This is a genomic window from Janibacter sp. Soil728, from assembly GCF_001428305.1.
GTDB lineage: Bacteria > Actinomycetota > Actinomycetes > Actinomycetales > Dermatophilaceae > Janibacter.
In genome coordinates this window covers 37,275-59,597 of record NZ_LMRZ01000005.1, presented here as the reverse complement: position 1 = coordinate 59,597, position 22,323 = coordinate 37,275, and the positions used below count along the sequence as shown (strand labels likewise).

At 70.2% G+C, this 22,323-nt stretch carries 25 protein-coding genes; 10 read left to right on the top strand and 15 right to left on the bottom strand.

The window, feature by feature from the left end:
* Positions 1–6: 6 nt before the first annotated feature.
* The gene (locus ASG73_RS11000; protein ID WP_055994825.1) at positions 7–303 is read right to left on the bottom strand and encodes a DUF6504 family protein; all 297 of its coding nucleotides are present in this window, start codon (positions 301–303) and stop codon (positions 7–9) included.
* A gap of 140 nt (positions 304–443) precedes the next feature.
* Between ASG73_RS11000 and ASG73_RS10995 the strand changes: the two genes are divergently transcribed.
* From ASG73_RS10995 to ASG73_RS10990, 3 genes are all read left to right on the top strand, one after another.
* A complete protein-coding gene (locus ASG73_RS10995) occupies positions 444–1,529 on the top strand; it encodes a polyprenyl synthetase family protein (protein ID WP_055994822.1) in 1,086 nt (361 codons plus the stop codon).
* 447 nt (positions 1,530–1,976) lie between these two features.
* A complete protein-coding gene (locus ASG73_RS17925) occupies positions 1,977–2,393 on the top strand; it encodes a DUF6318 family protein (protein WP_156466261.1) in 417 nt (138 codons plus the stop codon).
* 116 nt (positions 2,394–2,509) lie between these two features.
* Positions 2,510–3,361, top strand: a complete 852-nt coding sequence (locus tag ASG73_RS10990) for a hypothetical protein (protein WP_055994819.1) — start codon at positions 2,510–2,512, stop codon at positions 3,359–3,361.
* 9 nt (positions 3,362–3,370) lie between these two features.
* Here the strand turns inward: ASG73_RS10990 and ASG73_RS10985 are convergent, their stop codons facing one another.
* Positions 3,371–3,724, bottom strand: coding sequence for an Rv2175c family DNA-binding protein (locus tag ASG73_RS10985; protein ID WP_055994815.1), 354 nt, complete (start codon positions 3,722–3,724; stop codon positions 3,371–3,373).
* Positions 3,725–3,952: 228 nt separating this feature from the next.
* On the opposite strand from ASG73_RS10985, the gene ASG73_RS10980 reads away from it, so the two are divergent.
* Genes ASG73_RS10980 through ASG73_RS10970 form a run of 3 tightly spaced genes read left to right on the top strand, consistent with a single transcriptional unit; the run spans position 3,953 to position 7,415 of the window.
* Entirely contained in the window at positions 3,953–5,074 is a 1,122-nt protein-coding gene (locus ASG73_RS10980; RefSeq protein WP_055994812.1) for a LysM peptidoglycan-binding domain-containing protein, read from the top strand.
* 35 nt (positions 5,075–5,109) lie between these two features.
* Complete coding sequence (pknB, locus tag ASG73_RS10975; protein WP_055994810.1) at positions 5,110–6,975, top strand: Stk1 family PASTA domain-containing Ser/Thr kinase; 1,866 nt, start codon at positions 5,110–5,112, stop codon at positions 6,973–6,975.
* Positions 6,975–7,415, top strand: coding sequence for a DUF2177 family protein (locus tag ASG73_RS10970; RefSeq protein ID WP_055994808.1), 441 nt, complete (start codon positions 6,975–6,977; stop codon positions 7,413–7,415). The genes pknB and ASG73_RS10970 overlap by 1 nt, the downstream gene beginning before the upstream one ends.
* 68 nt (positions 7,416–7,483) lie before the next feature.
* On the opposite strand, the gene ASG73_RS10965 is transcribed toward ASG73_RS10970, so the two are convergent.
* The 4 genes from ASG73_RS10965 to ASG73_RS10950 all read right to left on the bottom strand — a co-directional run bounded on the left by ASG73_RS10965 (position 7,484) and on the right by ASG73_RS10950 (position 11,594).
* Positions 7,484–8,809 carry a class II 3-deoxy-7-phosphoheptulonate synthase gene (locus ASG73_RS10965; RefSeq protein ID WP_055995987.1) on the bottom strand — a complete coding sequence of 442 codons (1,326 nt, stop codon included), beginning with the start codon at positions 8,807–8,809 and terminating at the stop codon, positions 7,484–7,486.
* An 88-nt stretch (positions 8,810–8,897) separates the two neighbouring features.
* Entirely contained in the window at positions 8,898–9,578 is a 681-nt protein-coding gene (locus ASG73_RS10960) for a response regulator (protein WP_055994805.1), read from the bottom strand.
* A complete protein-coding gene (gene macS / locus ASG73_RS10955; RefSeq protein WP_055994802.1) occupies positions 9,575–10,759 on the bottom strand; it encodes a MacS family sensor histidine kinase in 1,185 nt (394 codons plus the stop codon). The genes ASG73_RS10960 and macS overlap by 4 nt, the downstream gene beginning before the upstream one ends.
* 4 nt (positions 10,760–10,763) lie before the next feature.
* Complete coding sequence (locus ASG73_RS10950) at positions 10,764–11,594, bottom strand: lysophospholipid acyltransferase family protein (protein WP_055994799.1); 831 nt, start codon at positions 11,592–11,594, stop codon at positions 10,764–10,766.
* Positions 11,595–11,701: 107 nt separating this feature from the next.
* Between ASG73_RS10950 and ASG73_RS10945 the strand changes: the two genes are divergently transcribed.
* Positions 11,702–12,244 (top strand): hypothetical protein, encoded by a 543-nt coding sequence (locus ASG73_RS10945; protein WP_156466260.1) that lies wholly within the window; start codon positions 11,702–11,704, stop codon positions 12,242–12,244.
* 9 nt (positions 12,245–12,253) lie between these two features.
* Here the strand turns inward: ASG73_RS10945 and ASG73_RS10940 are convergent, their stop codons facing one another.
* From ASG73_RS10940 to ASG73_RS10910, 7 genes are read right to left on the bottom strand one after another with little or no spacing between them, the layout of a single operon-like run.
* Complete coding sequence (locus ASG73_RS10940; protein WP_055994793.1) at positions 12,254–12,961, bottom strand: endonuclease/exonuclease/phosphatase family protein; 708 nt, start codon at positions 12,959–12,961, stop codon at positions 12,254–12,256.
* Entirely contained in the window at positions 12,958–13,932 is a 975-nt protein-coding gene (locus tag ASG73_RS10935) for an ROK family glucokinase (RefSeq protein WP_055994790.1), read from the bottom strand. Before ASG73_RS10935 ends, ASG73_RS10940 begins: the two co-directional genes overlap by 4 nt.
* The gene (locus tag ASG73_RS10930; protein WP_055994788.1) at positions 13,929–14,903 is read right to left on the bottom strand and encodes an ROK family protein; all 975 of its coding nucleotides are present in this window, start codon (positions 14,901–14,903) and stop codon (positions 13,929–13,931) included. The genes ASG73_RS10935 and ASG73_RS10930 overlap by 4 nt, the downstream gene beginning before the upstream one ends.
* A complete protein-coding gene (locus ASG73_RS10925; protein WP_055994785.1) occupies positions 14,903–15,229 on the bottom strand; it encodes a hypothetical protein in 327 nt (108 codons plus the stop codon). The genes ASG73_RS10930 and ASG73_RS10925 overlap by 1 nt, the downstream gene beginning before the upstream one ends.
* A complete protein-coding gene (locus ASG73_RS10920) occupies positions 15,222–16,133 on the bottom strand; it encodes an ArsA family ATPase (protein ID WP_055994782.1) in 912 nt (303 codons plus the stop codon). The genes ASG73_RS10925 and ASG73_RS10920 overlap by 8 nt, the downstream gene beginning before the upstream one ends.
* Positions 16,134–16,140: 7 nt before the next feature.
* Positions 16,141–16,584, bottom strand: coding sequence for an SRPBCC family protein (locus ASG73_RS10915; protein ID WP_055994779.1), 444 nt, complete (start codon positions 16,582–16,584; stop codon positions 16,141–16,143).
* A 10-nt stretch (positions 16,585–16,594) separates the two neighbouring features.
* Entirely contained in the window at positions 16,595–17,005 is a 411-nt protein-coding gene (locus ASG73_RS10910) for a hypothetical protein (protein WP_156466259.1), read from the bottom strand.
* Between the two features lie 97 nt (positions 17,006–17,102).
* Between ASG73_RS10910 and ASG73_RS10905 the strand changes: the two genes are divergently transcribed.
* Positions 17,103–18,893, top strand: coding sequence for an AMP-dependent synthetase/ligase (locus ASG73_RS10905; RefSeq protein ID WP_055994773.1), 1,791 nt, complete (start codon positions 17,103–17,105; stop codon positions 18,891–18,893).
* Positions 18,894–18,905: 12 nt separating this feature from the next.
* On the opposite strand, the gene ASG73_RS10900 is transcribed toward ASG73_RS10905, so the two are convergent.
* Positions 18,906–19,181 (bottom strand): hypothetical protein, encoded by a 276-nt coding sequence (locus ASG73_RS10900; protein WP_235499432.1) that lies wholly within the window; start codon positions 19,179–19,181, stop codon positions 18,906–18,908.
* 76 nt (positions 19,182–19,257) lie between these two features.
* Entirely contained in the window at positions 19,258–20,292 is a 1,035-nt protein-coding gene (locus tag ASG73_RS10895; RefSeq protein WP_055994767.1) for a DUF2332 domain-containing protein, read from the bottom strand.
* A gap of 63 nt (positions 20,293–20,355) precedes the next feature.
* Here ASG73_RS10895 and ASG73_RS10890 point away from each other — a divergent pair, with 63 nt between their 5' ends.
* Both ASG73_RS10890 and ASG73_RS10885 read left to right on the top strand, forming a co-directional pair.
* Positions 20,356–22,047, top strand: coding sequence for a DEDD exonuclease domain-containing protein (locus tag ASG73_RS10890; protein ID WP_055994764.1), 1,692 nt, complete (start codon positions 20,356–20,358; stop codon positions 22,045–22,047).
* On the top strand, positions 22,044–22,322 hold the full coding sequence (locus ASG73_RS10885) for an Lrp/AsnC family transcriptional regulator (RefSeq protein ID WP_055995983.1): 279 nt from the start codon (positions 22,044–22,046) through the stop codon (positions 22,320–22,322). The genes ASG73_RS10890 and ASG73_RS10885 overlap by 4 nt, the downstream gene beginning before the upstream one ends.
* Position 22,323: the final 1 nt, after the last annotated feature.

Below are 22,323 nucleotides of genomic sequence, written 5' to 3'. Positions count from 1 at the left end.
GCCCCCTCAGTCCTGGGTCCGCAGGAGCAGCCAGTCGGACGCGCCCGACGAGCCACCGTCCACGCCCAGGTCGTAGACCCCTGGCGTGCCGCTGCGGCCCCGGCTCGCGGACACCCGCCACACGTCCCGGGCGAGCGGGACCTGCGAGAGCGACTGCCCGTCTGTCGCGCGCCACCAGGCACGCCTCTCCTGCCAGTGATCGACCACCTCGGTGACCCGGTAGAGCCGCCCTCTCCAGAGGAACTGCTCCGGTCGTGTCTCCGCCACTCGTACCTCTATGGCCTCCTCGACGAGCCTGACCATGACCACTCCTTTGCTCGAACATCTGTTCGAACAACAGTAGACCGGGGGGCTGACAGCCAGTCAACCCCGCTCGACGTAGGCTGGTCGCGACCCAAGGATCCGACCACGGACCACCGACACCTCTCGCCACTGGAGCCCACGTGCCGCACCCGCTGGACCTGGCCGACCTGCGTTCGCGGGTCCAGGACCGCATCGACACCGAGCTGGACCGCTGGGAGGTCGAGCTCGCCGAGATCGGACCTGATGTGGCCGACCTCACCGGCCCCGTGCGCACCCTCCTGCAGGGCGGCAAGCGGCTGCGGGCCGGGTTCGCCTACTGGGGCTGGCGCGCTGCCGGGCGCGACGACGACGAGGGCGCAATCTCCCTCGCCGCCTCGATGGAGCTCTTCCAGGCCGCTGCGCTCATCCACGACGACGTCATGGACGACAGCGAGACCCGCCGCGGTCAGCCGGCGATGCACCGGGCCCTCGCACGGACCCACGCAGAGCGCGTCTGGCACGGCGATCCGGACCGCTTCGGCGTGGCTGGCGCGATCCTCGCCGGCAACCTCTGCCTCGGCTGGTGCGACGACCTCTACGCCGACTCGGGTCTGCCCACGGAGGCGCTCGCTGCAGCCCGCCCGGCCTTCGAGCGGATGCGCGGACAGCTCATGGCCGGCCAGTTCCTCGACATCGTCACCTCGATGCGCCCATGGCACCGGCTGGACGACGCCGAGCGGATCGAACGCTCGCGGCACGTCATCCGCTACAAGAGCGCCAAGTACTCGATCGAGCACCCGCTGCTCATCGGGGCGACCGCTGGCGGCGCGTCCGAGAGCGACCTCGCGGCCCTGTCCCGCTACGGGCTGGCGCTGGGTGAGGCCTTCCAGCTGCGCGACGACGTGCTCGGCGTCTTCGGCGACCCAGAGGTCACCGGCAAGCCCGCGGGCGACGACCTGCGCGAGGGCAAGCGCACCGTGCTCATCGCCCGCACCCTCGCGGGTGCGGACGACGTCGCGACGACCAAGGTCGACCAGTGGCTCGGGGCACCCGACCTGGGCGCCGAAGAGGTCGAGTCCTTCCGCGAGCTGATCGTCGACACGGGCGCCCTCGACGGGGTCGAGCGCGACATCACCGTCGGCGCCGAGGCGGCCCGCGCTGCTCTCGCTGAGGCGACCGGGGTCGCCGACCCCGCGCGGTCGGTCCTCGCCGATCTCGTCGACGTCACCACCGCGCGCACCACCTGAGACCAGCCCGGCCACTGCGTGTCGGACTGCAGTTGGCGTCCGCCACACCCCAGGACCCGCGACTCCTCGTCGGTTGCTGCGCGAACTGCAGTACGACACTCCCCGTCTGACGCTCGTCTCGGCGCCTGTGGACGGTCAAGATGCGAGTTGGCCGGAAGTCGCTAGCGTTGACGGCGTTCTCGGGGGTGGCCACACGGTTCGCGCCCGTCGTCGACGAAAGCGAAGATCGTGCAGTTCACGCGTGGAGCAGCAGTCCTGACCGCAGCCGCCCTCCTGACCGGAGGCCTGGCCGCGTGCAGTGGTGACGAGCCTGTCGAGCCGACGTCTTCGACGACCGTCTCTCCCCTGCCCGGGGACTCGACGTCGCCGCCCTCCTCGAGCGCATCCGGCTCGAGCTCTTCGTCGAGCAGCCCCTCCAGCAGCAGCGCTACCAGCGAGGGGCCCGAGATGCCCAGCGATCTGCCTGCGGCCGCTCGGGAAGAGACGAAGGAAGGAGCTGCGGCCTTCGGGAAGTACTACTACGAGGCCCTGGGCGAGGCAGGTCACAGTGGAGAGACGATTGCTCTCGAACAGATGGACACCAGCGACTGCCAGGTGTGCAGCACCGCGATCAAGCACATCAACGAGGAGCACGCCAAGGGCTGGTCGCGGGACAAGAATCCCTATTCAGTGTCTAACGTCAAAGCAGTCAAACGTCCAGACGCCGGCTACAAAGTGTCGATGAATGTCAAGGTGGCCGCCCACAAACGCGTCGATTCGAACGGCGAGCCAAACGGCACGGTGAAAGCTGCCCAATACACACTCACTGAGCACCTGATTTGGCAGAACGGGCGATGGCAGATGGCAGATTGGGTTGCCACATGACCAGCCGCATCTCCCCGATCGCGATACTCGCCGCATTCTGCTTCACGGTTCTTTCGATCCAATCGGCCCACGCAGACCCCATCGGAGTGATCTCCGACATTGGCGCTGGAGCATCGGTGGAAGAACATCGCATCATCCCACCCGGCCTCGCCAAAGGCGCAGACGCAGGCGGAGCACCAACCCTCCCCTCCGGCCGGGCCCTGTCGGCCAACATCGTCTCGACAGACATCAAGGGCGCGAAGCCCAAGGACGAGGTGAAGGTCAGGTACGAGACCTGCGAGAACCGCAACACGGATTGCGCCGGCACCCGCGCCGGGTGCATCACCGAGTCAGGCGACCCCAACTACTTCCAACCGCCCACCATCACCTACGTCTCCGTCAACGACGGCCCATGGCAGAACTCCCGCACCACGTGCGGAGTCGCCGACTCCGTGACCATCGACCAAGGCCCTGGCCGACCGCCTCTGGTCGTTCCCATCCAGGCCCCACCCGTCCCGACCTTCGCCCAGATCCAGACCGCCTTCAAAGAGCTCCCCTTCAGCAAGCCGACCGTCAGCGTCGAGCCCAAGGGCATGAAGACCCTGACCAACTTCACGACCTACTACGCCGCGACATGGCCCGAGGACACCGGCCTGGAGCCGGGCGAGACCAGCAAGCCCGTCAAGCTCTTGTCCTGGACCATCGACTTCAAGGTCGATGCACAGGACTACCGCTACGACTTCGGTGACGGCACCCACTCCGAGTGGACCACCAGCCCGGGCGGCACCCACCTCGACGGCGACATCACGCACAAGTACACGAAGACCGGCGACGTCGACATCAAGGTCGACGCCCGACTGACCGGCCGATACCGCGTCAACGGCGGCCAATGGCAAGACATCGCCACCACCGCCGACCTGCAGGACGAGCCCGTCGACACCCTCGCCGTGGTCGGCACAAAGACTCGGCTCACTGCCGACGAAGGCTGACCCGCCGCTCTACGCCTCTTCCATCGCCCGGCGGCGCACCTCGGTCTTGAATCCCGCGAGCATCGCCTCGATCGCGGTCGACCCTGCGGGCCACGTCTCGTCACGAGCAAACATCCACTCGAGGATCTCCTCGTCGGAGAAGGCAGCATCGCTCAGCACCGTGAAGGTCCCGGCAAGCTCGGGCAACGGACCGTCCTCGCCGAGGAAGACCTCCGGCACGCAGAGCGTGTTGCGCTCCCCGCGGCGCGAGGCGAGGAGCTCGCGATCGTCGAGCATCCGTCGCACGTCGGACAGGCGGACGCCGAGCCGCTCGGCCACGTCGGGGAGAGGCAGCCAGACATCAAGATCAGGGGTGTCATTCACGCCCGCCAGTGTGTCAGAGCGCGGGTCCGGCCCAGCACATCGAAGCGCGCCACGTGTCGGACAACGCGCGAAACAGGCTCATCTTCGGTACCGTCGTCGCAGAAACCACATACGCCACATCAGTAACAGGTCCCACACGCGCCACATCTCCCACCCCCGGGCGTTCCCCTGCGTCCCCGACATCGGAGTCCCCACATGGTCCTTCCGCTTCTCGTCACTGCCCCCGCCATGCCCGTGGTCGCAGAGATCGACCAGACCGCCGAGACCACGGCCCACGCGTCCCAAGGCACGCCCAGCCACACCGTCCGCGCCGGCGAGACGATCTACGACATCGCCGCCCGCTACCACGTGAGCCCGGCGGCCCTGCTGTCGCGCAACCACCTCTCCGCCGACTCCTTCATCCACCCGGGACAGAAGCTGCGAGTCCCCGGACGCTCGGCATCCACCGCCCCTGAGCGTTCCGCGTCGAAGCCCGCCCGCTCTGGTTCCACCCGCTCGTACGTCGTGCGCAGCGGTGACACCTTGACCGGCATCGCCGCCCGCCACCACATGAGCGTCGAGCGACTGCGCTCGCTCAACGACCTCAGCGGCAAGTTCATCCACCCCGGTGAAAAGCTCCGTGTCACGGGCGCCGCGACCAAGCCTGCCAAGCGCGCCAGCCGCCCGGCGACCACGTCGCGCCACACGGTGCGCGACGGGGAGACCCTCACGGGCATCGCCGCCCGCCACCACATGAGCGTCGCGCGCCTGGCCAAGCTCAACCGAATCTCCAGCAACGAGTTCATCCACCCCGGCACCAGCCTCAAGGTCACCGGCGCGTCCAAGAGCTCCTCGAACGCCACCCACGCCAAGAAGAAGCCGACCGCGACGAAGAACAACACCTTCGCCGGTCGCACCTACTCGGACAAGATCGTCGACGCCGCGGACCGCAACCGCAGCATCCTCGCCGGGCGGGCGGTCCCGAGCCGCGCTGAGACCAAGGCCAAGATCACCCGCATCTCCCGCCAGCACGGGGTCGACCCGTCGATCGCCCTGGCCATCTCCTACCAGGAGTCCGGCTGGAACCAACGCCAGGTGTCCGTCGCCAACGCCGTCGGCACCATGCAGGTCATCCCGAGCACCGGCGAGTGGACCTCGCAGCTCGCCGGTCGCCAGCTCGACCTGCTCGACACCGACGACAACATCACGGCCGGTGTCCTGCTGCTCAAGGTCCTCACCGAGCAGGCAGACAGCACCTCCGACGCCATCGCCGGCTACTACCAGGGCCTGGCGTCCGTGGAGTCCAACGGCATGTACACCGACACCAAGCAGTACGTGAAGAACGTCAAGGCGCTCCGAACCCGGATGTGACGGATGGACGAAGGGGGCGAACCTAGACTTTGAGCGTGACCACCGCATCCACGCACCCGCTCGTCGGCGACCTCGTCGACGGTCGGTACAAGGTGCTGCGCCACCTCGCTGACGGCGGGATGGCCACGGTCCTGCTCGCCACCGACACCCGGCTGGACCGGGAGGTGGCCCTGAAGGTCATGCGCCCCGACCTCGCGGCGGACGAGACCTTCGTGTCGCGCTTCCGTCGCGAGGCCCGATCGGCCGCTCGCTTGAGCCACCCCAATGTCGTGCCCGTCTTCGACCAGGGCGAGGACAACGGTCAGGTCTTCCTCGCGATGGAGTACATCGAAGGGCGCACCGCACGGGCCGTCATGGACGCCGAGGGCGCCCTCACCCCCCGCGCTGCGCTCGACATCCTCGAGCCGGTCCTCACCGGTCTGGCCGCCGCGCACGAGGCCGGTTACATCCACCGCGACGTCAAGCCCGAGAACGTGCTCATCGCCGACCGCGGCCAGATCAAGGTCGCGGACTTCGGGCTGGCCCGAGCCGTCACCTCCCAGACCACCACCGCCGATGACGGCGTGCTCTTCGGCACGGTGGCCTACCTCTCCCCCGAGCAGGTCGAGCGCGGCATCGCGGACGCTCGCAGCGATGTCTACGCGGCCGGTCTCATCCTCTTCGAGCTGCTCACCGGGCAGCGAGCCGTCGAGGGCGAGTCCCCGATCCATGTCGCCTTCCAGCACGTCCACGGGTCCTTGGCCGCGCCCTCTGATGTGGTGGAGGGGCTGCCGGTACAGCTCGACGACCTGTTCGCGCTGGCGACCCACCGCGATCCCGACGGACGCCCACGCGACGCGGGTGCCTACCTCGCCGAGCTGCAGCGGGTCCGGGCCGACCTGACCACCGACGAGCTGGACCGCCGCCCCGGCGCCAGCCGGCGCACGACCTCCGTCGGGACGGCGACGATCGCCCACCCGCGCCCCCGTCCGACCACCGCCATCGCCACGTCTGCTCCGGCTCCCCCTTCGCGCCGCCGTCGCCGTGCTCGAGGTGTCCTCGTGGCACTCCTGCTCGCCGCCCTCCTCGCCGCCGGCGGTGGCTGGTGGTGGACCCAGGAGGGTCCCGGCAGCATGGTCCTCGTACCCGACACCGCTGGTCAGACCCAGCAGGACGTCGAGTCCACTCTCACCCAGAACGATCTGTCGCTCACCGAGCAGAGCGCCTTCGACGAGAAGGTGCCCAAGGGGCAGGCGATCACCTCCAACCCACCCACCGGCACCGAGCTGTCGAAGGGCAGCGAGGTCACCATCGTCTTCTCCAAGGGACCGGAGCGGTACAAGGTCCCCGACCTCGACGGCAAGACCACCGCACAGGCGACGGCCGCCCTCAAGTCCACCCACCTGGTCGTCGACACGACGACGCAGGCGTGGGACGACACCGTGCCCAAGGGCGAGGTCGTCTCCACCACGCCCAAGACCGGTACCAGCCTCAAGCGCGACGCCCCGGTCGACCTCGTGATCTCCAAGGGCCCCGAGCCGATCGACGTCCCGGGCGTCACGGGCAAGACCTCCGCCGACGCCACGACTGCCCTCGAGGGCGCCGGGCTGGATGTCGCCACGTCCGACGAGGTCTACTCCTCGTCGGTCACCAAGGGTTCGGTCGTCAGCCAGAGCCCCTCGAGCGGAACCCTCCTGCCCGGGGAGACGGTGACGATCACCGTGTCCAAGGGCCCGGAGATGATCGCGGTCCCCGACGTCGACGGCCTCAGCCGCGCCGCGGCGACCACGAAGCTGCAGGACGCCGGCTTCAAGGTCTCGGTGCAGACCTTCCTCGGCGGGGTCCTCGACGAGGTCCGCGCCTCACGCCCCGGCGGCGGCAGCGCACCCAAGGGCTCCACAGTCACGATCCTCGTCGTCTGATGGCAGTCCGCGATCACGACCAGGCCGGACCGGTCCGCCGCTGGGTGCTGCCCGCCCTCGTCGCCGCACTCGTCCTCGGTCTGCTCGATGCCGTGTGGATCGGTCTGGTCGCCGGGCCGCTGTACGACGCCGAGCTCGGTGGGGGGCTCGCCGACCCGCCGGTCGCCTGGGCAGCCGCCGTCTTCTACGTCGTGTACGTCCTCGGCACGACCGTCCTCGTCGTCCGCCCTGCGCTCGACGCGGGATCCGTGCGCATCGCGCTGGTCCGGGGACTCGCGCTCGGCCTCACCGCCTACGCGACCTTCGGGTTCACCAACCTTGCCGTCCTCGACGGCTGGCCCTTGGCCATCTCCGCGCTCGACACCCTCTGGGGTGGGGTCCTCACGGCCACGACGTCCGTCGTCACCGTGCTCGTGTGCCGGCGCCGACACACGTCGTGATCCCGTAGCCGGGGGTAGCAGCGCGACGCGTCACCGACTCACGGGACAGCGGGTCGTGCGATGGCCCGTCAGCGCTCGCTGAGCATCTCCGCGGTGAGGAAGGCCAGCTCGAGGCTCTGCTGGTGGTTCAGGCGCGGGTCGCAGACGCTCTCGTAACGCTTGTTGAGGTCCGCGTCGAGGATCCGCTCGGCGCCACCGAGGCACTCGGTGACGTCGTTGCCGGTGAGCTCGATGTGCAGGCCACCCGGGACGGTACCGAGCGAGCGGTGCACCTCGAAGAAGCCACGCACCTCGTCGACGACGTCGTCGAAGTCGCGGGTCTTGAAGCCCGACGCCGACTCGAAGGTGTTGCCGTGCATCGGGTCGCAGATCCACGTGACGATGGCGCCGGAGTCACGCACCTTCTCCACGATGGAGGGCATGGCGTCGCGGATCTTGCCCGAGCCCATGCGGGTGATGAAGGTCAGGCGGCCCGGCTCGCGGTGCGGGTCGAGCAGGTCGATGATCCGCAGCAGCTCGTCGGGGTCGGCCTTGTCCGAGACCTTCATCCCGATCGGGTTGCGGATGCGGCTGACGAAGTCGAGGTGCGCGTGGTCGATCTGGCGGGTGCGCTCGCCGATCCACAGGAAGTGGCCGGAGGTGTCGTAGAGGTCGCCGGTGCGTGAGTCGACACGGGTCATCGGCCGCTCGTAGTCCAGCAGCAGCGCCTCGTGAGCGGACCAGAACTCGGTCGCGCGCATCGCCTCGAAGTCGACCCCGCAGGCGGCCATGAAGCGCATCGCCTTGTCGATCTCGTGGGCCAGGCCCTCGTAGCGACGGTTGGCGGAGTTGGAGACGAAGCCGACATTCCAGTCGTGCACCCGACGCAGGTCGGCGAAGCCACCCTGGGTGAAGGCACGCACGAGGTTCAGCGTCGACGCGCTCGTGTGGTACCCGCGCAGCAGGCGGCCCGGGTCGGGGTTGCGCGACTCGGGGGTGAAGGCGAAGTCGTTGACCATGTCGCCGCGGTAGGCGGGCAGGGTGACGCCGTCTCGCGTCTCGGTGTCCTTGCTGCGGGGCTTGGCGAACTGGCCCGCCATCCGACCCATCTTGATCACGGGCATGCCCGCGCCGTAGGTGAGCACGGCTGCCATCTGCAGCACGGTCTTGATCCGGTCGCGGATGTTGTCGGCGGTGGCGTGGACGAAGGTCTCGGCGCAGTCGCCTCCCTGGAGCACGAAGGCCTCACCGACGGCGGCCGCAGCCATCCGGTCGCGCAGGTTGTCGCACTCCCCCGCGAAGACGAGCGGCGGATAGGTCGCCAGCTGCGCGATGGCGTCGTCGAGGACAGCACGGTCGGGCCAGTTGGGCTGCTGCGCTGCAGGCAGGTCGCTGGAGATCGTGGCTGGGGACATGGAGGAGGGCACTGCGGTGGTCACCTGCCAAGGATAGGCCGCGTCACCCGACGCGCTTGCACCCGTCCAACCACAGGACGAAGGGAGGTCACTCCGGCTGGTCGAGTCCCCGGCTGATGGCGAAGCGGGTCAGCTCCACACGGTTGTGCAGGTGGAGCTTGCCGAGGATGTTCTGCACGTGGTTCTGCACGGTCCGGTGCGAGATGACCAGATCGGCGGCGATCTCCTTGGCGGTCATCCCCATCGCCACGTAACGCAGGATCTCCGTCTCGCGCTCGGTGAGCTCGGGCACCCGCGAGGTCTCTTCGGCCGGCTCGGGCTCGGTCCGCGCGCGGCTGCTCATCTCGCGGAACTCCCCGAGCACCAGGCCGGCCAGACCGGGGGTGAAGACGGCTTCCCCGGCCCCGGTCGCGCTCACGGCGTCCCGGATCTCGGCCGGCGAGGCCGACTTCACGAGGTAGCCGCTCGCCCCGGCCTTGACCGCGGCGAGCACGTCGTGCTCTTCGCCGCTGGCGGAGAGGATGAGCACCTTGGTCGACAGGTCGCTGATCGCGGTGCACACCTCGTCTCCGCGCAGGTGCGGCAGGTTGAGGTCGAGGACGAGGACGTCCGGCACCGTCGCCTTGGTACGGCGCACGGTCGACGGGCCGTCGGCCGCGGTGCCGACGATGTCGAACCCGGCTTCCTCGAGGTCGCGCACCAGGGCGTCTCGCCAGAGCGGGTGGTCGTCGGCGACGAGGACCGTCAGGGGCGTCGTGGGCTCGCTCATGGGGTGGAGCCTGCCACGTCCGATGACGGGAGGCTGAGGGTGACCGTCGTGCCTCCGGCCGACGGTGAGCGCCAGCTCGCGTCACCACCGAGGTCGAGCATCCGTCCACGGATCGAGCTGCTCGCCCCGAGACGGCCCTCCTCGACCGCACGGACGAGTCGGTCGGACTCGATGCCCACGCCGTTGTCCCGGATGACGATCTCGATCCCACGGTCGTCGGCATCGAGGAGCACCCACGCCCTGGCACCCGGCCCGGCGTGCTGGGCGACGTTGTCGAGGGCCGCCGCGACGGCTGCCTCCACCTCCTGCGCGGCGTGGGCCGGCAACCTCACCGGGCCGGCCGGCAGGACCACCTCGACCGAGGACGAGCGAAGGGAGGCCAGCCCGGCCGTGAGGTCACGGACCTCCTCGCTGCCGGGCGCGGAGGACTCTGCCGCAGCCGGCTCGAAGCGCGTGATGAGGGTGCGCAGGGAGCGCTCCTGGTCGGCGGCGAGGTCGGCCAGGACCCTCCCTTCGCTCCCGAGCTCGCGACCGCGGCGGTTGATCATCGCCAGCGCCTGGAGGACGCCGTCGTGCACCTCGCGGCCGATGCGCTCGCGCTCGGCGAGACGTGCGCTGACCGCGAGGGCCCGCTCGAGGTTCTTCTGGCTCTCCCGGGCCAGCTGGACCGCGAGACCGACGAGGATGCCGAGGAGGAAGAGCAGGAAGATGTTGTGCCAGGTCAGCTGGCTGTCGTCCTCGGCCTGGATGATGTTGGCCGCGGCGACGACGGTGGCCGCGACGACCCCGCCGGGGATCTCGCAGAGCAGTGCTGCGGCCATGACCGGCGCCGCGGACCAGACACCCGGCAGGGTCGAGATGCCGTCGCTGACCGCGGCGGCCGAGTAGACCACGCTGGTGAGGAGGATGCCGGTACAGGCGATGACCAGCTCGACCGCGATGGCCGTCTTGGTCGGGCGCGGCAGCAGCGGCGCGGCGATCGACCAGGCGAGGACCACGACCCCGAAGAGGATGATGGGCCACCAGAGGATGACGTGCTCACGGTGGAGGCCGACGAGGATCGCGGCATAGCCGAGGGACAGGAACCGGTAGAGGGCCAGCCCACGGCCGCCGGCACTGTCGATGAGCGGTGAGGGGTTGTAGTGCCGCCGCAGCGAGCTCTCCCCCGGGTCCACCTGCATGGGACTAGAGCCCGTCCTTCTCCTCGGACCACGGGCTGTCCCCGGGTCGGTCACCCTGCTCGGGTCGGTCACCCTGCTCGATGATGTGCTCGAGCTCGGCGACCGCACGGCCCGGACGTGCCGCTTCCTGCAGCTCGCGAGCGCGGCGCTTGGCCTTGGTGAGCAGCTTTTCCTTCATCGACGTGGCGTACATGTCGACGTACTCCTGGTCGGACAGCTGCATGAGCTCGTACATGATCTCGTCGGTGATCGAGCGCAGGACGAAGCGGTCGCCCTCCATGCCCTCGTACCGGGAGAAGTCCAGCGGCTTGCCGATCTTGATGCCGATGCGGCGGATGTTGGGGATCAGCTGCCCGGTCGGTTGGGCCTTGTCGGTGTCGATCATCGCGACGGGGATGACGGGGACACCGGCAGTGAGCGCCATCCGGGCGACGCCGGTGCGGCCTCGGTAGAGACGCGAGTCGGGCGAGCGGGTGCCCTCGGGATAGAGACCGAGCAGCTCACCACGCTCGAGCACGCTGAGCCCGGCGCGCAGTGCGGCCTCGCTCGCCCTGCCTCCGCTGCGGTCGATCGGCAGCTGGCCCATGCTGCGGAAGAAGGCTGCGGTGAGCCGTCCCTTGATCCCCGGTCCGGTGAAGTAGTCGGACTTCGCCAAGAAGGTGAGCCGACGCTCCATCTCGAGCGGCAGGAAGATCGAGTCCGAGAAGGACAAGTGGTTGCTGGCAAGGATCGCCGCACCGTCCGCAGGGATGTGCTCGAGACCCTCCACCTTGGGTCGAAAGAGCAGCTTGAGCAGTGGTCCGAGGACCACTCGCTTGACAAACCAGTACAGCACCTTTGCCTCACCTCCAGATCGCAGCGAACTCTACGGTAAGGACTACGCCTACGGTACGTGCGAGGATGTCCACCAGGCGATGACGGCGTCAGATGGGCGGACAGCAGATGACCGAGCGGCAGCAGCCCGACGACCGCGATGTCGACACGGCCTTCGAGGCGATGGTCGCGCGCTGGGACGAGCCGACGTCCGACGAGGACCAGCCCGCCCACGACCGTCTGCCCTCCCCTCTCGACACCCCGCCGCGTCGCCCACGACAGACCACGGCCGGGGTGCACGGCACCTTCCCTCCCCCGCGGCCGGTCGACCCGCAGCGCAACGACGTCCCGTGGCGGGTGGACCCGACCAACTCGGTTGCCGACGCCCTGATGGGTTCCGACGACGACCCCGGCTCTGCGGACGACGACGAGGGCTTCCGACCGCCTCCCCCTGCTCCCCTGCCGCCCGCGACGGACCGGCTCTTCTGGGGCGCGCTCCTGGGCCTGGGTCTGGGCATCCTCGGACTGCTCTGGCTGGCCATCGCCCGCCCCTACGTCGGCAGCTGGGTGACCTTCCTCGTCGCCGGGGCGATCATCGGTGGCTTCGTCTGTCTGGTCATCCGCCAGCCGCACGACCGGGACGACGACCCCTCGAACGGCGCGAGGGTCTGACCCCGTCGCTCACTCCCCCGAGCGCGGCACCGTCGGGTCGGCCAGGGGCGAGGTCTCGATGTCGACCCACACCGGTCGGTGATCGGTGGCGGCCTTGAGGTCCTCCCACACCCACGGCACCTCCCGGTGCGGCAGCACCGTCACGTCGGGCGTGGCGAAGACGACGTCGAGCACGCGGTCGGGCGACGCGGACGGATAGGTCGGGACCAGTGGGCTGATCGGCTGCATCGACGAGCCGAAGAGCTGCCAGGCCGCGCCGTCGGACTGCTCGTTGAGGTCACCGGCGAGCAGCGCCGGCCCCGGCACCGCGGAGAGCCGCTCCATGATCTGCCGGGCGTGGGTGAGCCGCTCGTCGGCGTCGAGACCGAGGTGGACGCTCGCGACCGAGACGGACGTGCGGCCGAAGGGGGCCACCCGGGTCACCGCGAACCCTCGCCGATCGCGCCACGAACGGGTGGGCAGGCGGTGATGGGTCACCGCCAGGACGTTGGTGCGCTGGTTGGTCAGGACGCTGGTCTGGCCGGCCCGCTGGCTACGACCGGACCACACGAGACCGCAGCGCTGGGCGAAGTCGGCGATGCGGTGGTTGGTCGGCCCGAGCCAGGGCACCTCCTGCAGGCACAGCACGTCGGGATCGATGACGCGGACCGTCCGGGCCAGTGCCGCGATGTCGTCCTGCAGCGCGCGCAGGTTGTACGAGGCGACGCGCAGGCTCACATCTGCTCCTCGGCCCCCAGCGCGGCCGCTCCGATGAGCCCGGCGTCCGGACCGAAGCGGGCCGCGACGATCGTGGCGGCCGGCCGGTACCCACGACCGGGCAGCTGACGGGCGAAGGTGTCACGGGCCGGGCCGAGGAGCAGGTCCCCGGCCGCGCTCACGCCACCACCGATGACGAAGACCTCGGGGTCGAGAGCGGCCGCGAGGTTGGCGATGCCCACGCCGAGCCAGTGACCGATCTCGGCCAGCAGCTCGGTGGCCGTGGCGTCACCGTGGCGCGCGGCCTCGGTGATCATCGGGCCGGTGAGCGAGGCCGGGTCGCCGCCGACGTGCGCGAGCAGGTCGGTGGCCATCGGCGAGTTGGCCATGGCCAGGCCACGCGCCTCGCGCACGAGGGCATTGCCCGAGGAGTACTGCTCCCAGCAGCCGCGGTTGCCGCACTCGCAGCGCTGGCCGCCGGGGACGACCTGCATGTGCCCGAACTCCCCCGCGATGCCGTAGCGGCCGCGCACCAGCTGGCCGCCGACGAGGATCGCTCCCCCGATGCCGGTCCCGAGCGTGATCATCACGGCGTGGCTGGCTCCGCGCGCTGCACCGAAGCGGTGCTCGGCCCACAGGGCGGCATTGGCGTCGTTGTCGATGGAGATCGGCAGGTCGAGCCGCTTGCCGAGAGCCTCACGCAGCGGCTCGTTGCGCCAGGAGAGGTGCGGCGCGAAGACGACGGTCGAGCGGTCCGCGGCGACGAAGCCGGCCGCGCCGACACCCACCGTGACGGGGCGCTCGACACCCTCGGCGTCGGCCTGGACGAGCAGCTCCTCGATGACCTCGACGATGGTGTCCTCGACGACCCGGGGAGCGTTGGACCGGTCCGGGGTGTCGCGCCGCGTGCGGACGAGGATGCGACCGTCCTCGTCGAGGACGCCGCCGGAGACCTTGGTCCCGCCGATGTCGATACCGATGCTCGTGCTCATGCGCGGCCCTCCCGGGCGATCGTGGCGGCACCGACGATGCCTGCGTCGTTGCCGAGCGTGGCCACGACGATCTCGGGCGAAGGGCGGTGCCCCCGGCCGATGAGGTGCTTGGCGAAGGCGGTGCGGGTCGGGCCGACGAGCAGGTCGCCGGCGTCGGCGACACCGCCGCCGATGGCCACACGGCCCGGGTCCAGCACGGCGCAGATCGAGGCGATCCCTTGTCCGAGGCGGGTGCCCAGCTCGTCGAGCAGCTCGACCGAGGCACCGTCGCCCTCGCGGGCGAGCTCGGTGATGTCGTGACCCGTCAGGGCATCGGGGTCACCGCCGCAGCGGGCGCGCAGGGCCTCCCCGAGGGGTGAGGGCGAGGTGACGAGCTCGCGGGCATTGCGCACCAGTGCCGTCCCCGAGGCGAAGACCTCGAGACAGCCGAGATTGCCGCACCCGCAGCGGGGGCCGCTCGGGTCGAGGACCACGTGGCCGATCTCGCCGCCGATCCCGAAGGCGCCGCGGATGAGGCGGTCGTCGTTGATGCAGCCGCCGCCGACGCCGGTCCCGACGGTCACCAGGAGCATGTCGTCGCAGTCGCTGCCCGCGCCGAAGCGGTACTCGCCCCAGGCCGCGGCATTGGCGTCGTTCTCGACGACGACCTCACGGCCCACTCGGGAGGAGACCTCGGCCGCGAGGTCGAGATCGCGCCACGGCAGGTTGGGCGCGAACCAGACATGGCCGGCGCGGGCATCGACGAAGGCGGCGCACGCGATGCCCACGCCCTGGATCTCGCCCTCGGCCGCCGCCGTCAGGGTCGTGATGAGCTGCGCCGTGGCTTCGATGATGGCGGTCGTGTCGTCCGCGGGTGTCGCCACCTGCTCGCGGTGGGTGATCCGACCGGCACCGTCGACCAGGGCGCCGGCGATCTTGGTGCCACCGATGTCGATGCCGATGGCCGTGCGGTGGTCGTCGTGCTGGTCCATCAGGCCTCGCTCGCGTGATCGGTCGTCGCAGTCGCGACCTCGTCGTCGTGGATCGTGATCCGCTGGCCCCGCTCGCGATGGGGCACGTGGCTCGCCGGCCCACCGAACTCGGTCCCGAGCGCGTCGGCCACGGTCTCCGAGCCCAGGGTGGCCCGGGTCAGTGCCTCCGCAAGGAGGCTGGCACCGGTCATGGCGCGCTGGGCCGTGGCCGTGTCCAGTCCGCGCAGGTCGTCACCGAGGGCCTCGAGGTCGACCTCGGAGAGCACCCGCAGCAGCTGGACGACGATCTCCTCGGGCCCCCCGAGCGGCTCGTTCTGGTCAACCACGGGGCCACACCGCCGGGTCGGGCGCCATCGACAGGGTGAGCACGCCGCCGGCGACCCCTGCGCGCTCGATCTCGCACCGTCGCAGGACCGAAGGGAGCAGCACCCGCCGCGTGCGGCCGGCGCAGCCCAGGACGATCTCGTCGTCGTGACGCACGAGCTCGAGGTCTGCGGCCCGCACACCGGGGACGTCGATCTGCAGGACCCAGCGGTCGTCGTCACGCTGCACGCGGGGGCCGGAGTCGGCTGAGGGGGCGGGCAGGTACTCGACCCCGGCACCGCTCACGGGGTGGACCGCGGTGAGCGTGCGCCCCATGAGGGCCAGCAGGACCTCGGCGTCGGCGCGACGGGCTGCGCCGACCGGTCCGTCGGGGGCGGCCAGGTGCAGGCTCGTCACCATCGGGTCGGCGAGCGCACGGTCGAGGCCATCGAGCATCTCGGCCCCCTCACGCAGGGCGGCCAGGACCGGCGGGTCGGGCATCGGCAGTGCCCCGATGCCTTCCGGTGCGACGAGGACCTCCCACCGGCCGACGACGGGGACGAAGGCGGCGAAGGCACGCGCGACGCGCTGCGGGACGTCGAGGAGTCGAGCGACCTCGATGTCGACGTCCACGACCAGGTCGTGGCCGGCCGTCTGCGCCTGAGCGATCTCGCGCGCCAGGCGCAGCAGCTGTGGCAGGTCCCTCGGCAAGATCGTGGCGATCAGATCGGCCACGACAGGCGCGGGCAGGTCGAGAGCCGCGAGGACCCGGTCCAGGTGGGTGTCGATCGCCAGGACGACCGGGTCGACGGGGGTCTCGAGGTTCGAGGGCCGCGCACCCGGCTGACGGTTCCTCAGCGCGGCCACGACTTCGGCGGTGACGGCGCTGCTGTGGTCGCCTCCTCCGACGACGAGGTGGGCTCGCACGGTCCTCTCAGGCCTCGGCGTGCTTCTTGAGGTCGCGCAGCGCCGTGTCGACGATGACCTTCTCGGCCTTGCGCTTGAGCATGCCGAGCATCGGGACCTTGACGTCCACCGTGAGCTCATAGGTCACCTCGGTACCGTCCCCCTTCGCCACCAGGGTGTACGAGCCGTCCATCGCCTTGAGCATCGTGGCGGAGACGAGGGTCCACGACGCGACGCCGACCCCGTCCTCCTCGACGTCCCACGCGTAGTCGAGCGTGTAGGTGTCCTTGATCGCCCCGGCGTCGAGGGTGAAGACCGCCTGGTCGGGCCATCCGTCACCGTCCTCGGAGAGGATCTCGACCTTCTTGATCTCCTTGGCCCAGTCCGGGTAGGCCTCGAGGTCGGCGATGATGTCGAGGACCTCGCCGGGCGAGGCGTCGACGAGGATGCTGGAGCGGGTGCTGTCGGCCATGCGGGCGACACTATCGCGAACGACCCTCGAGTCGATCCTTGATCTGGTTGAGTCCCTGCTTCCACCGCCGACGGTGGACCTTCGACCACCGGGCAGGAGAACCCTGACTCCGGCCGTGGACGAAATGGTGGACGATCGTCCCGCCACCCGACGCCTCCAACCAGATCTCCAGACGTCCCTCGACCTCGCCCGCGCAGAGCCAGCGCACCCCCTTCGCCCCTCGGTCCTGCACGGTCTGGCGTTGGAGCCCCGGCCACAGCCCGTCGAGCACGCCGGGCACGTCGAGCTCAGCGCGCACGGCCTGCGGCTCGGCTCGCACATAGCTCTCGTCGACGATGTCGATCATGGGGCGGCGATGACGAAGGAGCACGAGGACCTCTCGACGGGGGTGGACGTCAGCGAAGAATATGGTCACCGTCACGGGTTCGTCAGGATGGGGCACGCGTGCCCACAGGTAGTCTCGTGCGCGGGCCAGCCTTCGGTTGAGGCTGGCTGGGACGGCGAACGAAGGAGATCCCGTGAACGACAGCGTGATGCCCCGACTCATCGAGGGCGACCCCAACGACTCCCTGGCGGACCTGCCGGGGCGTAACGCGGGTAAGAACCCTCAGCGGGTGGCCTTCACCGTGAAGGAGCAGGACGCCTGGCGCGACATCACCACCGCTCAGTTCAACACCGACGTCCGCACCCTCGCCAAGGGCCTGATCGCCCAGGGTCTGGGAGTCGGCGACCGGCTGGCGATCATGGCTCGCACTCGCTACGAGTGGACCGTGCTCGACTTCGCCACGTGGACTGCCGGCGGTGTGCCGGTGCCGATCTACGAGACGAGCTCCGCCGAGCAGGTCGAGTGGATCGTCAAGGACTCCGGGACCAAGTTCCTCGTCGTGGAGACCGTCAAGCACGCCTCCGTCGCCGAGGAGGCCGACGCCAACGTCAGCAGTCTCGAGCGGGTCTTCGTCATCGACAACGGTGACCTCGAGACGATCAACGCCTCCGGTGCCGACGTCACCGAGGAGCAGCTGCAGGAGCGCATCGACGCCCAGGGTCGTGACTCGATCGCCACGATCATCTACACCTCGGGCACCACGGGTCGTCCCAAGGGCTGCGAGCTGACGCACGAGAACTTCCTCGGTCTGGCCGAGAACGCCATCGCCAAGCTCGGCGACGTGCTCAACAAGGAGGAGGCCTCGACCCTGCTCTTCCTGCCGCTGGCGCACGTCTTCGCCCGCTTCATCCAGGTGCTGGCCATCACTGCCGACCGACGCATGGGCCACAGCGCCGACATCGCCAACATCCTCGACGACTTCCAGGCCTTCCAGCCGACCTTCATCCTCGCGGTGCCCCGGGTCTTCGAGAAGATCTACAACAAGGCCAACGAGACCGCGACCGCCGGCGGCAAGGGCAAGATCTTCGCTCGCGCCTCCGACGTCGCCATCGCCTGGTCCGAGGCCCAGGACACCGGCAAGCTCCCGCTGAAGCTCAAGGTCCAGCACGCCGTCTTCGACAAGCTCGTCTACAGCACTCTGCGGGCCAAGATGGGCAACAAGGTCGAGTACGCCGTCTCCGGCGGCGCCCCGCTCGGCACGCGCCTGGGCCACTTCTTCCGCGGGATCGGCGTCACCATCCTCGAGGGCTACGGCCTCACCGAGACCACGGCGCCGGCCACCGTCAACATCCCGGAGAAGGTCAAGATCGGCACCGTCGGTCCCCCGCTGCCCGGCGTCTCCATCCGGATCGCCGACGACGGCGAGATCCTCATCCAGGGCGTCAACGTCCTCAAGGGCTACCACGACAACGAGCAGGCCACCCTCGATGCGCTGCAGGACGGCTGGTTCCGCACCGGCGACCTCGGCGAGCTCGACCGGGACGGGTACCTGAAGATCACCGGCCGCAAGAAGGAGATCCTCGTGACCGCGGGCGGCAAGAACGTCGCCCCCGGTGTCCTCGAGGACCGGCTGCGCGCCCACCCGATCATCAGCCAGTGCCTCGTCGTCGGTGACGGCAAGCCCTTCATCGCGGCGCTCGTCACGCTCGACGAGGAGATGCTGCCGGGCTGGGCCGCCAACATCGGCCTCGGCAGCCTGACCGTCGAGCAGGCGCGCACCCACGAGACCGTCCTCGCGGCGGTCCAGGGCGCTGTCGACGACGCCAACAAGGCCGTGTCCAAGGCGGAGTCGATCCGCAAGTTCTCGATCCTGGGTGAGGACTTCACCGAGGACAACGGGACGCTCACGCCCTCGCTGAAGCTCAAGCGCAACATCATCATGCGCGACTTCGAGGACGAGGTCGAAGCCCTCTACGGCAGCTGATCCGGTGCGGGCTCAGCCCGCGAACCTCCGCAGCTCGTCGTACCCCGAACGAGGCTCGTGCACTGCACGGGCCTCGTTCGCCGTCTCGGCGCTCACCAGCCCGGCGGCGACCAGGCGCGAGACGACCTCGCGCTCGCGACGGTCCAGCGGCAGCTGCGTCGCCAGCCCGGGGTCGGCGAGAGCGGTCGGCGACCCCAACGCGGTCACCATGCAGTCGGCGCAGCCGACGTGCTGGACCGGGCAGGTTCCGCAGTCGATCATCAGTGGTGCTCCGGGTCGACGGGCCATGTCCGTCACCTCCTCGTCGTCACCGGGTCCATCCCGGCACCGACAACGCTAGGAGTCACCCCCGACAGCCCTCCCGTCAGCACCAGGTGAGGTGCCTCCCGTGCGCGTGGCTCCACCCCAGCGCACGAGCGTCCAGAGCGAGGCAGAAGTCGGGCCCGGTCTGCGCGCACCCGGCCGTGGCGCTCACGCTCGGCAGCACCCGGGCGCCCTCGTTGCTGATCCAGTGGGCGCGGCCCCCGTCGTCGCGGACCTGCTGCACCACGGCGCCGACGATGCCGGGCCAGCGGTCGCGGCCCCCTTCGTCCAGGTAGGCGATGACGGCCGAGTGGAAGATGACGACCGTCGCCTCGGGTGCTGCCTCACGGGCTCGCGCCACGGCCTCGTCGAGGCCGGTGAGCAGGTCTCCACGGATGATGTCCACCGGGTGGCCGGCGACGACGCGGCACGCAGCGGCCAACCGTGCGCGGCGGTCCTCGTGCTCCGGCCACACCAGCGTCTGCAACCAGTCCGCCGTGTCACCGGACGCCAGGTCGAGCGGGTTGAGGTCCACCCCGCCGCGGTGGACGATCTCGGGGATCGCGGCGGGCAACGGGAGCGGTCCTCGCACGGTGCAGTCGAGCACGACCGGGGAGGCCCCGCCGGCCGGGTCCAGTCGGGCGACCTGCGCACCCGTGGCATCGACATAGCGGTAGGACCAGCGGTCGGGGTGCAGGCACAGCCCGGCGCTGGCGCCGACCTCGACGAGGGCGAGCGGCCCCTCGAGGCCGGCCAGCACGGGGAGCAGCGTCGCACACCGTCCGACCTCGTTGGTCTGGGTGGAGCGCGCGAGGATCGTCTCGCGGACGGCCGGCCAGTCCTCGAGCAGGACGGTGCGCAGGTCCGCGTAGTCGGGGTCCGCCGACGTCACCGCGCCGTGCCACCGCGCCGCCGCGAAGACGAGGTTGGGCTGGCGCTTGGGCACCGGGAGGCCGGAGAGCAGCTCAAGGACCTCAGGGTCCTGCGCCACACCGGCCGCCCACCTCTGGAAGGTGAGGGACTCCCCCTTCGCCTCACGGTCGGCGAAGTCACGGTAGAAGTCGCGGACATCGGCCAGGTCGTCCATCGATCGCATGGCCTCAGGCTGCCACGCCGCGCCTCCCGGTCGTTGTCGGTGGCCCCGCCTAACGTCAGCGACATGGAGATCGTCCAGGACAGACTCGGGGATCTCGGCACACCACTGGCCGAGGTCACCTTCGTCGTGGTCGACCTCGAGACCACGGGTGGCTCCGCTCGCGACTGCGGCATCACCGAGATCGGCGCCGTCAAGGTGCGCGGGGGTGTCGAGCTCGGCGAGCTGCAGACCTTCGTCAACCCGGGCGAGCCGATCCCCGCCTTCATCCAGTCGCTCACCGGCATCACCAACTCGATGGTCGCCGACGCACCCCGCACCGCCGAGGCCGTGGCCAGCTTCCTCGAGTTCGCGAAGGGAGCGGTCCTCGTCGCGCACAACGCAGGCTTCGACATCGGCTTCCTCAAGGCGGCCTGCTCGGCCCACGACCTGCGCTGGCCCGGGCCGGCCGTCCTCGACACCGTGCGGCTGGCCCGTCAGGTCGTCTCGCGCGACGAGGTCGCCAACCACAAGCTGGGCACCCTCGCCCGATACTTCGGTGCGGCGACCACACCCGACCACCGGGCCCTGCACGACGCCCGGGCGACCGTCGACGTCCTGCACGGCCTGATCGGGCGGCTCGGGTCCGTCGGCGTCGACACCCTCGAGGAGCTCAGCTCCTACAGCTCGCGGGTCAGCGACGACCTTCGCCGCAAGCGGCACCTGGCCGATGGACTGCCCTCTGCCCCCGGGGTCTACGTCTTCAAGGACGATCGCGGCGAGGCGCTCTACGTGGGCACCTCGGTCGACATCCGCGCGCGGGCGCGCAACTACTTCACGGCCTCCGAGCAGCGCCGACGGATGGGCGAGATGGTCCATCTGGCCACCGAGATCACCCCCATCGTCTGCGCGACGACCCTCGAGGCCCAGGTGCGTGAGCTGCGGCTGATCGCCCAGCACCAGCCGCGCTACAACCGTCGCTCGCGTCGCCCCGACAAGGTGTGGTGGCTCAAGCTCACCGACGAGGCCTTCCCCCGGTTGTCGATCGTCCGCTCCGTCGGCCCTGACGACCTGGCCTACGCGGGTCCCTTCGGCACCCGTCGTTCGGCCGAGGACGCCGCGGCCGCGTTGTACGACGCGGTCCCGCTGCGGCAGTGCCTGACCCGCCTGTCCCCCACTCGTGCGACCTCGGCGTGCGCCCTGGCCGACATGGGCCGCTGCGCGGCGCCGTGCACCGGTGCCGCGACGGTCGAGGACTACGCCGTGACGGTGGCCGACGCCGTCCGGGTGCTCGTCGGCGACTCACGTCCGGCCGTCGCCATGGTGCGCGAGCGCCTGCACACCCTCTCCGAGGACGAGCGCTACGAGGAGGCCGCTGCCCTGCGCGATCGGCTCGGCGCGCTCGTCCGGGCGACCTCGCGCAGTCAGCGGGCGACCCCGGTGCGCGAGGCGAGCGAGATCATCGCCGCCCGCCGGACGCCACGAGGAGGCTGGGACCTGGTCTGCGTGCGCCACGGGCGTCTGGCCGCCAGCTCCAACTCCCCCGCCGGCGCCGACCCGATGCCCTACGTGGCGGCCCTGCGCGCCTGCGCCGAGGTCGTCGCACCGCCGACCGGTCCGGGCACCAGCGCCCTGCCCGAGGAGACCGAGCTCGTCCTGCGCTGGCTCGAGGCCGAGGGGACCCGGCTGGTCGACATCGAGGGCGAGTGGACCTGCCCTGTCGGAGGCGCTGCAGCCGCCCACAAGGAGCTGGCACCTGCTCTAGGGTGGGCCTCGTGATCACTGCCATCGTCCTCATCCACGCCGAGACCGCACGCATCCCCGAGGTGGCCGAGACCGTCGCCGGCATCGACGGCGTCAGCGAGGTCTACTCCGTCGCCGGGGACGCCGACCTGATCGCGATGGTGCGCGTGCACCAGCACGAGGACCTCGACGACGTCATCGCCGGCCGACTCAACAAGGTCGACGGCATCGTCGACACCTCGACCCAGATCGCCTTCCGCGCCTACAGCAAGCACGACCTCGACGCAGCCTTCAGCATCGGCCTGGAGTAAC

Excerpts from the sequence above, each read along its gene's own strand:
- ASG73_RS10890 (WP_055994764.1), top strand. The coding sequence starts at position 20,356 with ATGGAGATCGTCCAGGACAGACTCGGGGATCTCGGCACACCACTGGCC.
- macS (WP_055994802.1), bottom strand. The coding sequence starts at position 10,759 with ATGCAGGTGGACCCGGGGGAGAGCTCGCTGCGGCGGCACTACAACCCC.
- ASG73_RS10965 (WP_055995987.1), bottom strand. The coding sequence starts at position 8,809 with ATGTCCCCAGCCACGATCTCCAGCGACCTGCCTGCAGCGCAGCAGCCC.
- ASG73_RS10915 (WP_055994779.1), bottom strand. The coding sequence starts at position 16,584 with ATGGCCGACAGCACCCGCTCCAGCATCCTCGTCGACGCCTCGCCCGGC.
- ASG73_RS10895 (WP_055994767.1), bottom strand. The coding sequence starts at position 20,292 with ATGCGATCGATGGACGACCTGGCCGATGTCCGCGACTTCTACCGTGAC.
- ASG73_RS10945 (WP_156466260.1), top strand. The coding sequence starts at position 11,702 with ATGACCGAGCGGCAGCAGCCCGACGACCGCGATGTCGACACGGCCTTC.
- ASG73_RS10935 (WP_055994790.1), bottom strand. The coding sequence starts at position 13,932 with ATGAGCACGAGCATCGGTATCGACATCGGCGGGACCAAGGTCTCCGGC.
- ASG73_RS11000 (WP_055994825.1), bottom strand. The coding sequence starts at position 303 with ATGGTCAGGCTCGTCGAGGAGGCCATAGAGGTACGAGTGGCGGAGACA.
- ASG73_RS10970 (WP_055994808.1), top strand. The coding sequence starts at position 6,975 with ATGGCAGTCCGCGATCACGACCAGGCCGGACCGGTCCGCCGCTGGGTG.
- ASG73_RS10960 (WP_055994805.1), bottom strand. The coding sequence starts at position 9,578 with ATGAGCGAGCCCACGACGCCCCTGACGGTCCTCGTCGCCGACGACCAC.
- ASG73_RS17925 (WP_156466261.1), top strand. The coding sequence starts at position 1,977 with ATGCCCAGCGATCTGCCTGCGGCCGCTCGGGAAGAGACGAAGGAAGGA.
- ASG73_RS10930 (WP_055994788.1), bottom strand. The coding sequence starts at position 14,903 with ATGGACCAGCACGACGACCACCGCACGGCCATCGGCATCGACATCGGT.
- ASG73_RS10900 (WP_235499432.1), bottom strand. The coding sequence starts at position 19,181 with ATGGCCCGTCGACCCGGAGCACCACTGATGATCGACTGCGGAACCTGC.
- ASG73_RS10980 (WP_055994812.1), top strand. The coding sequence starts at position 3,953 with ATGCCCGTGGTCGCAGAGATCGACCAGACCGCCGAGACCACGGCCCAC.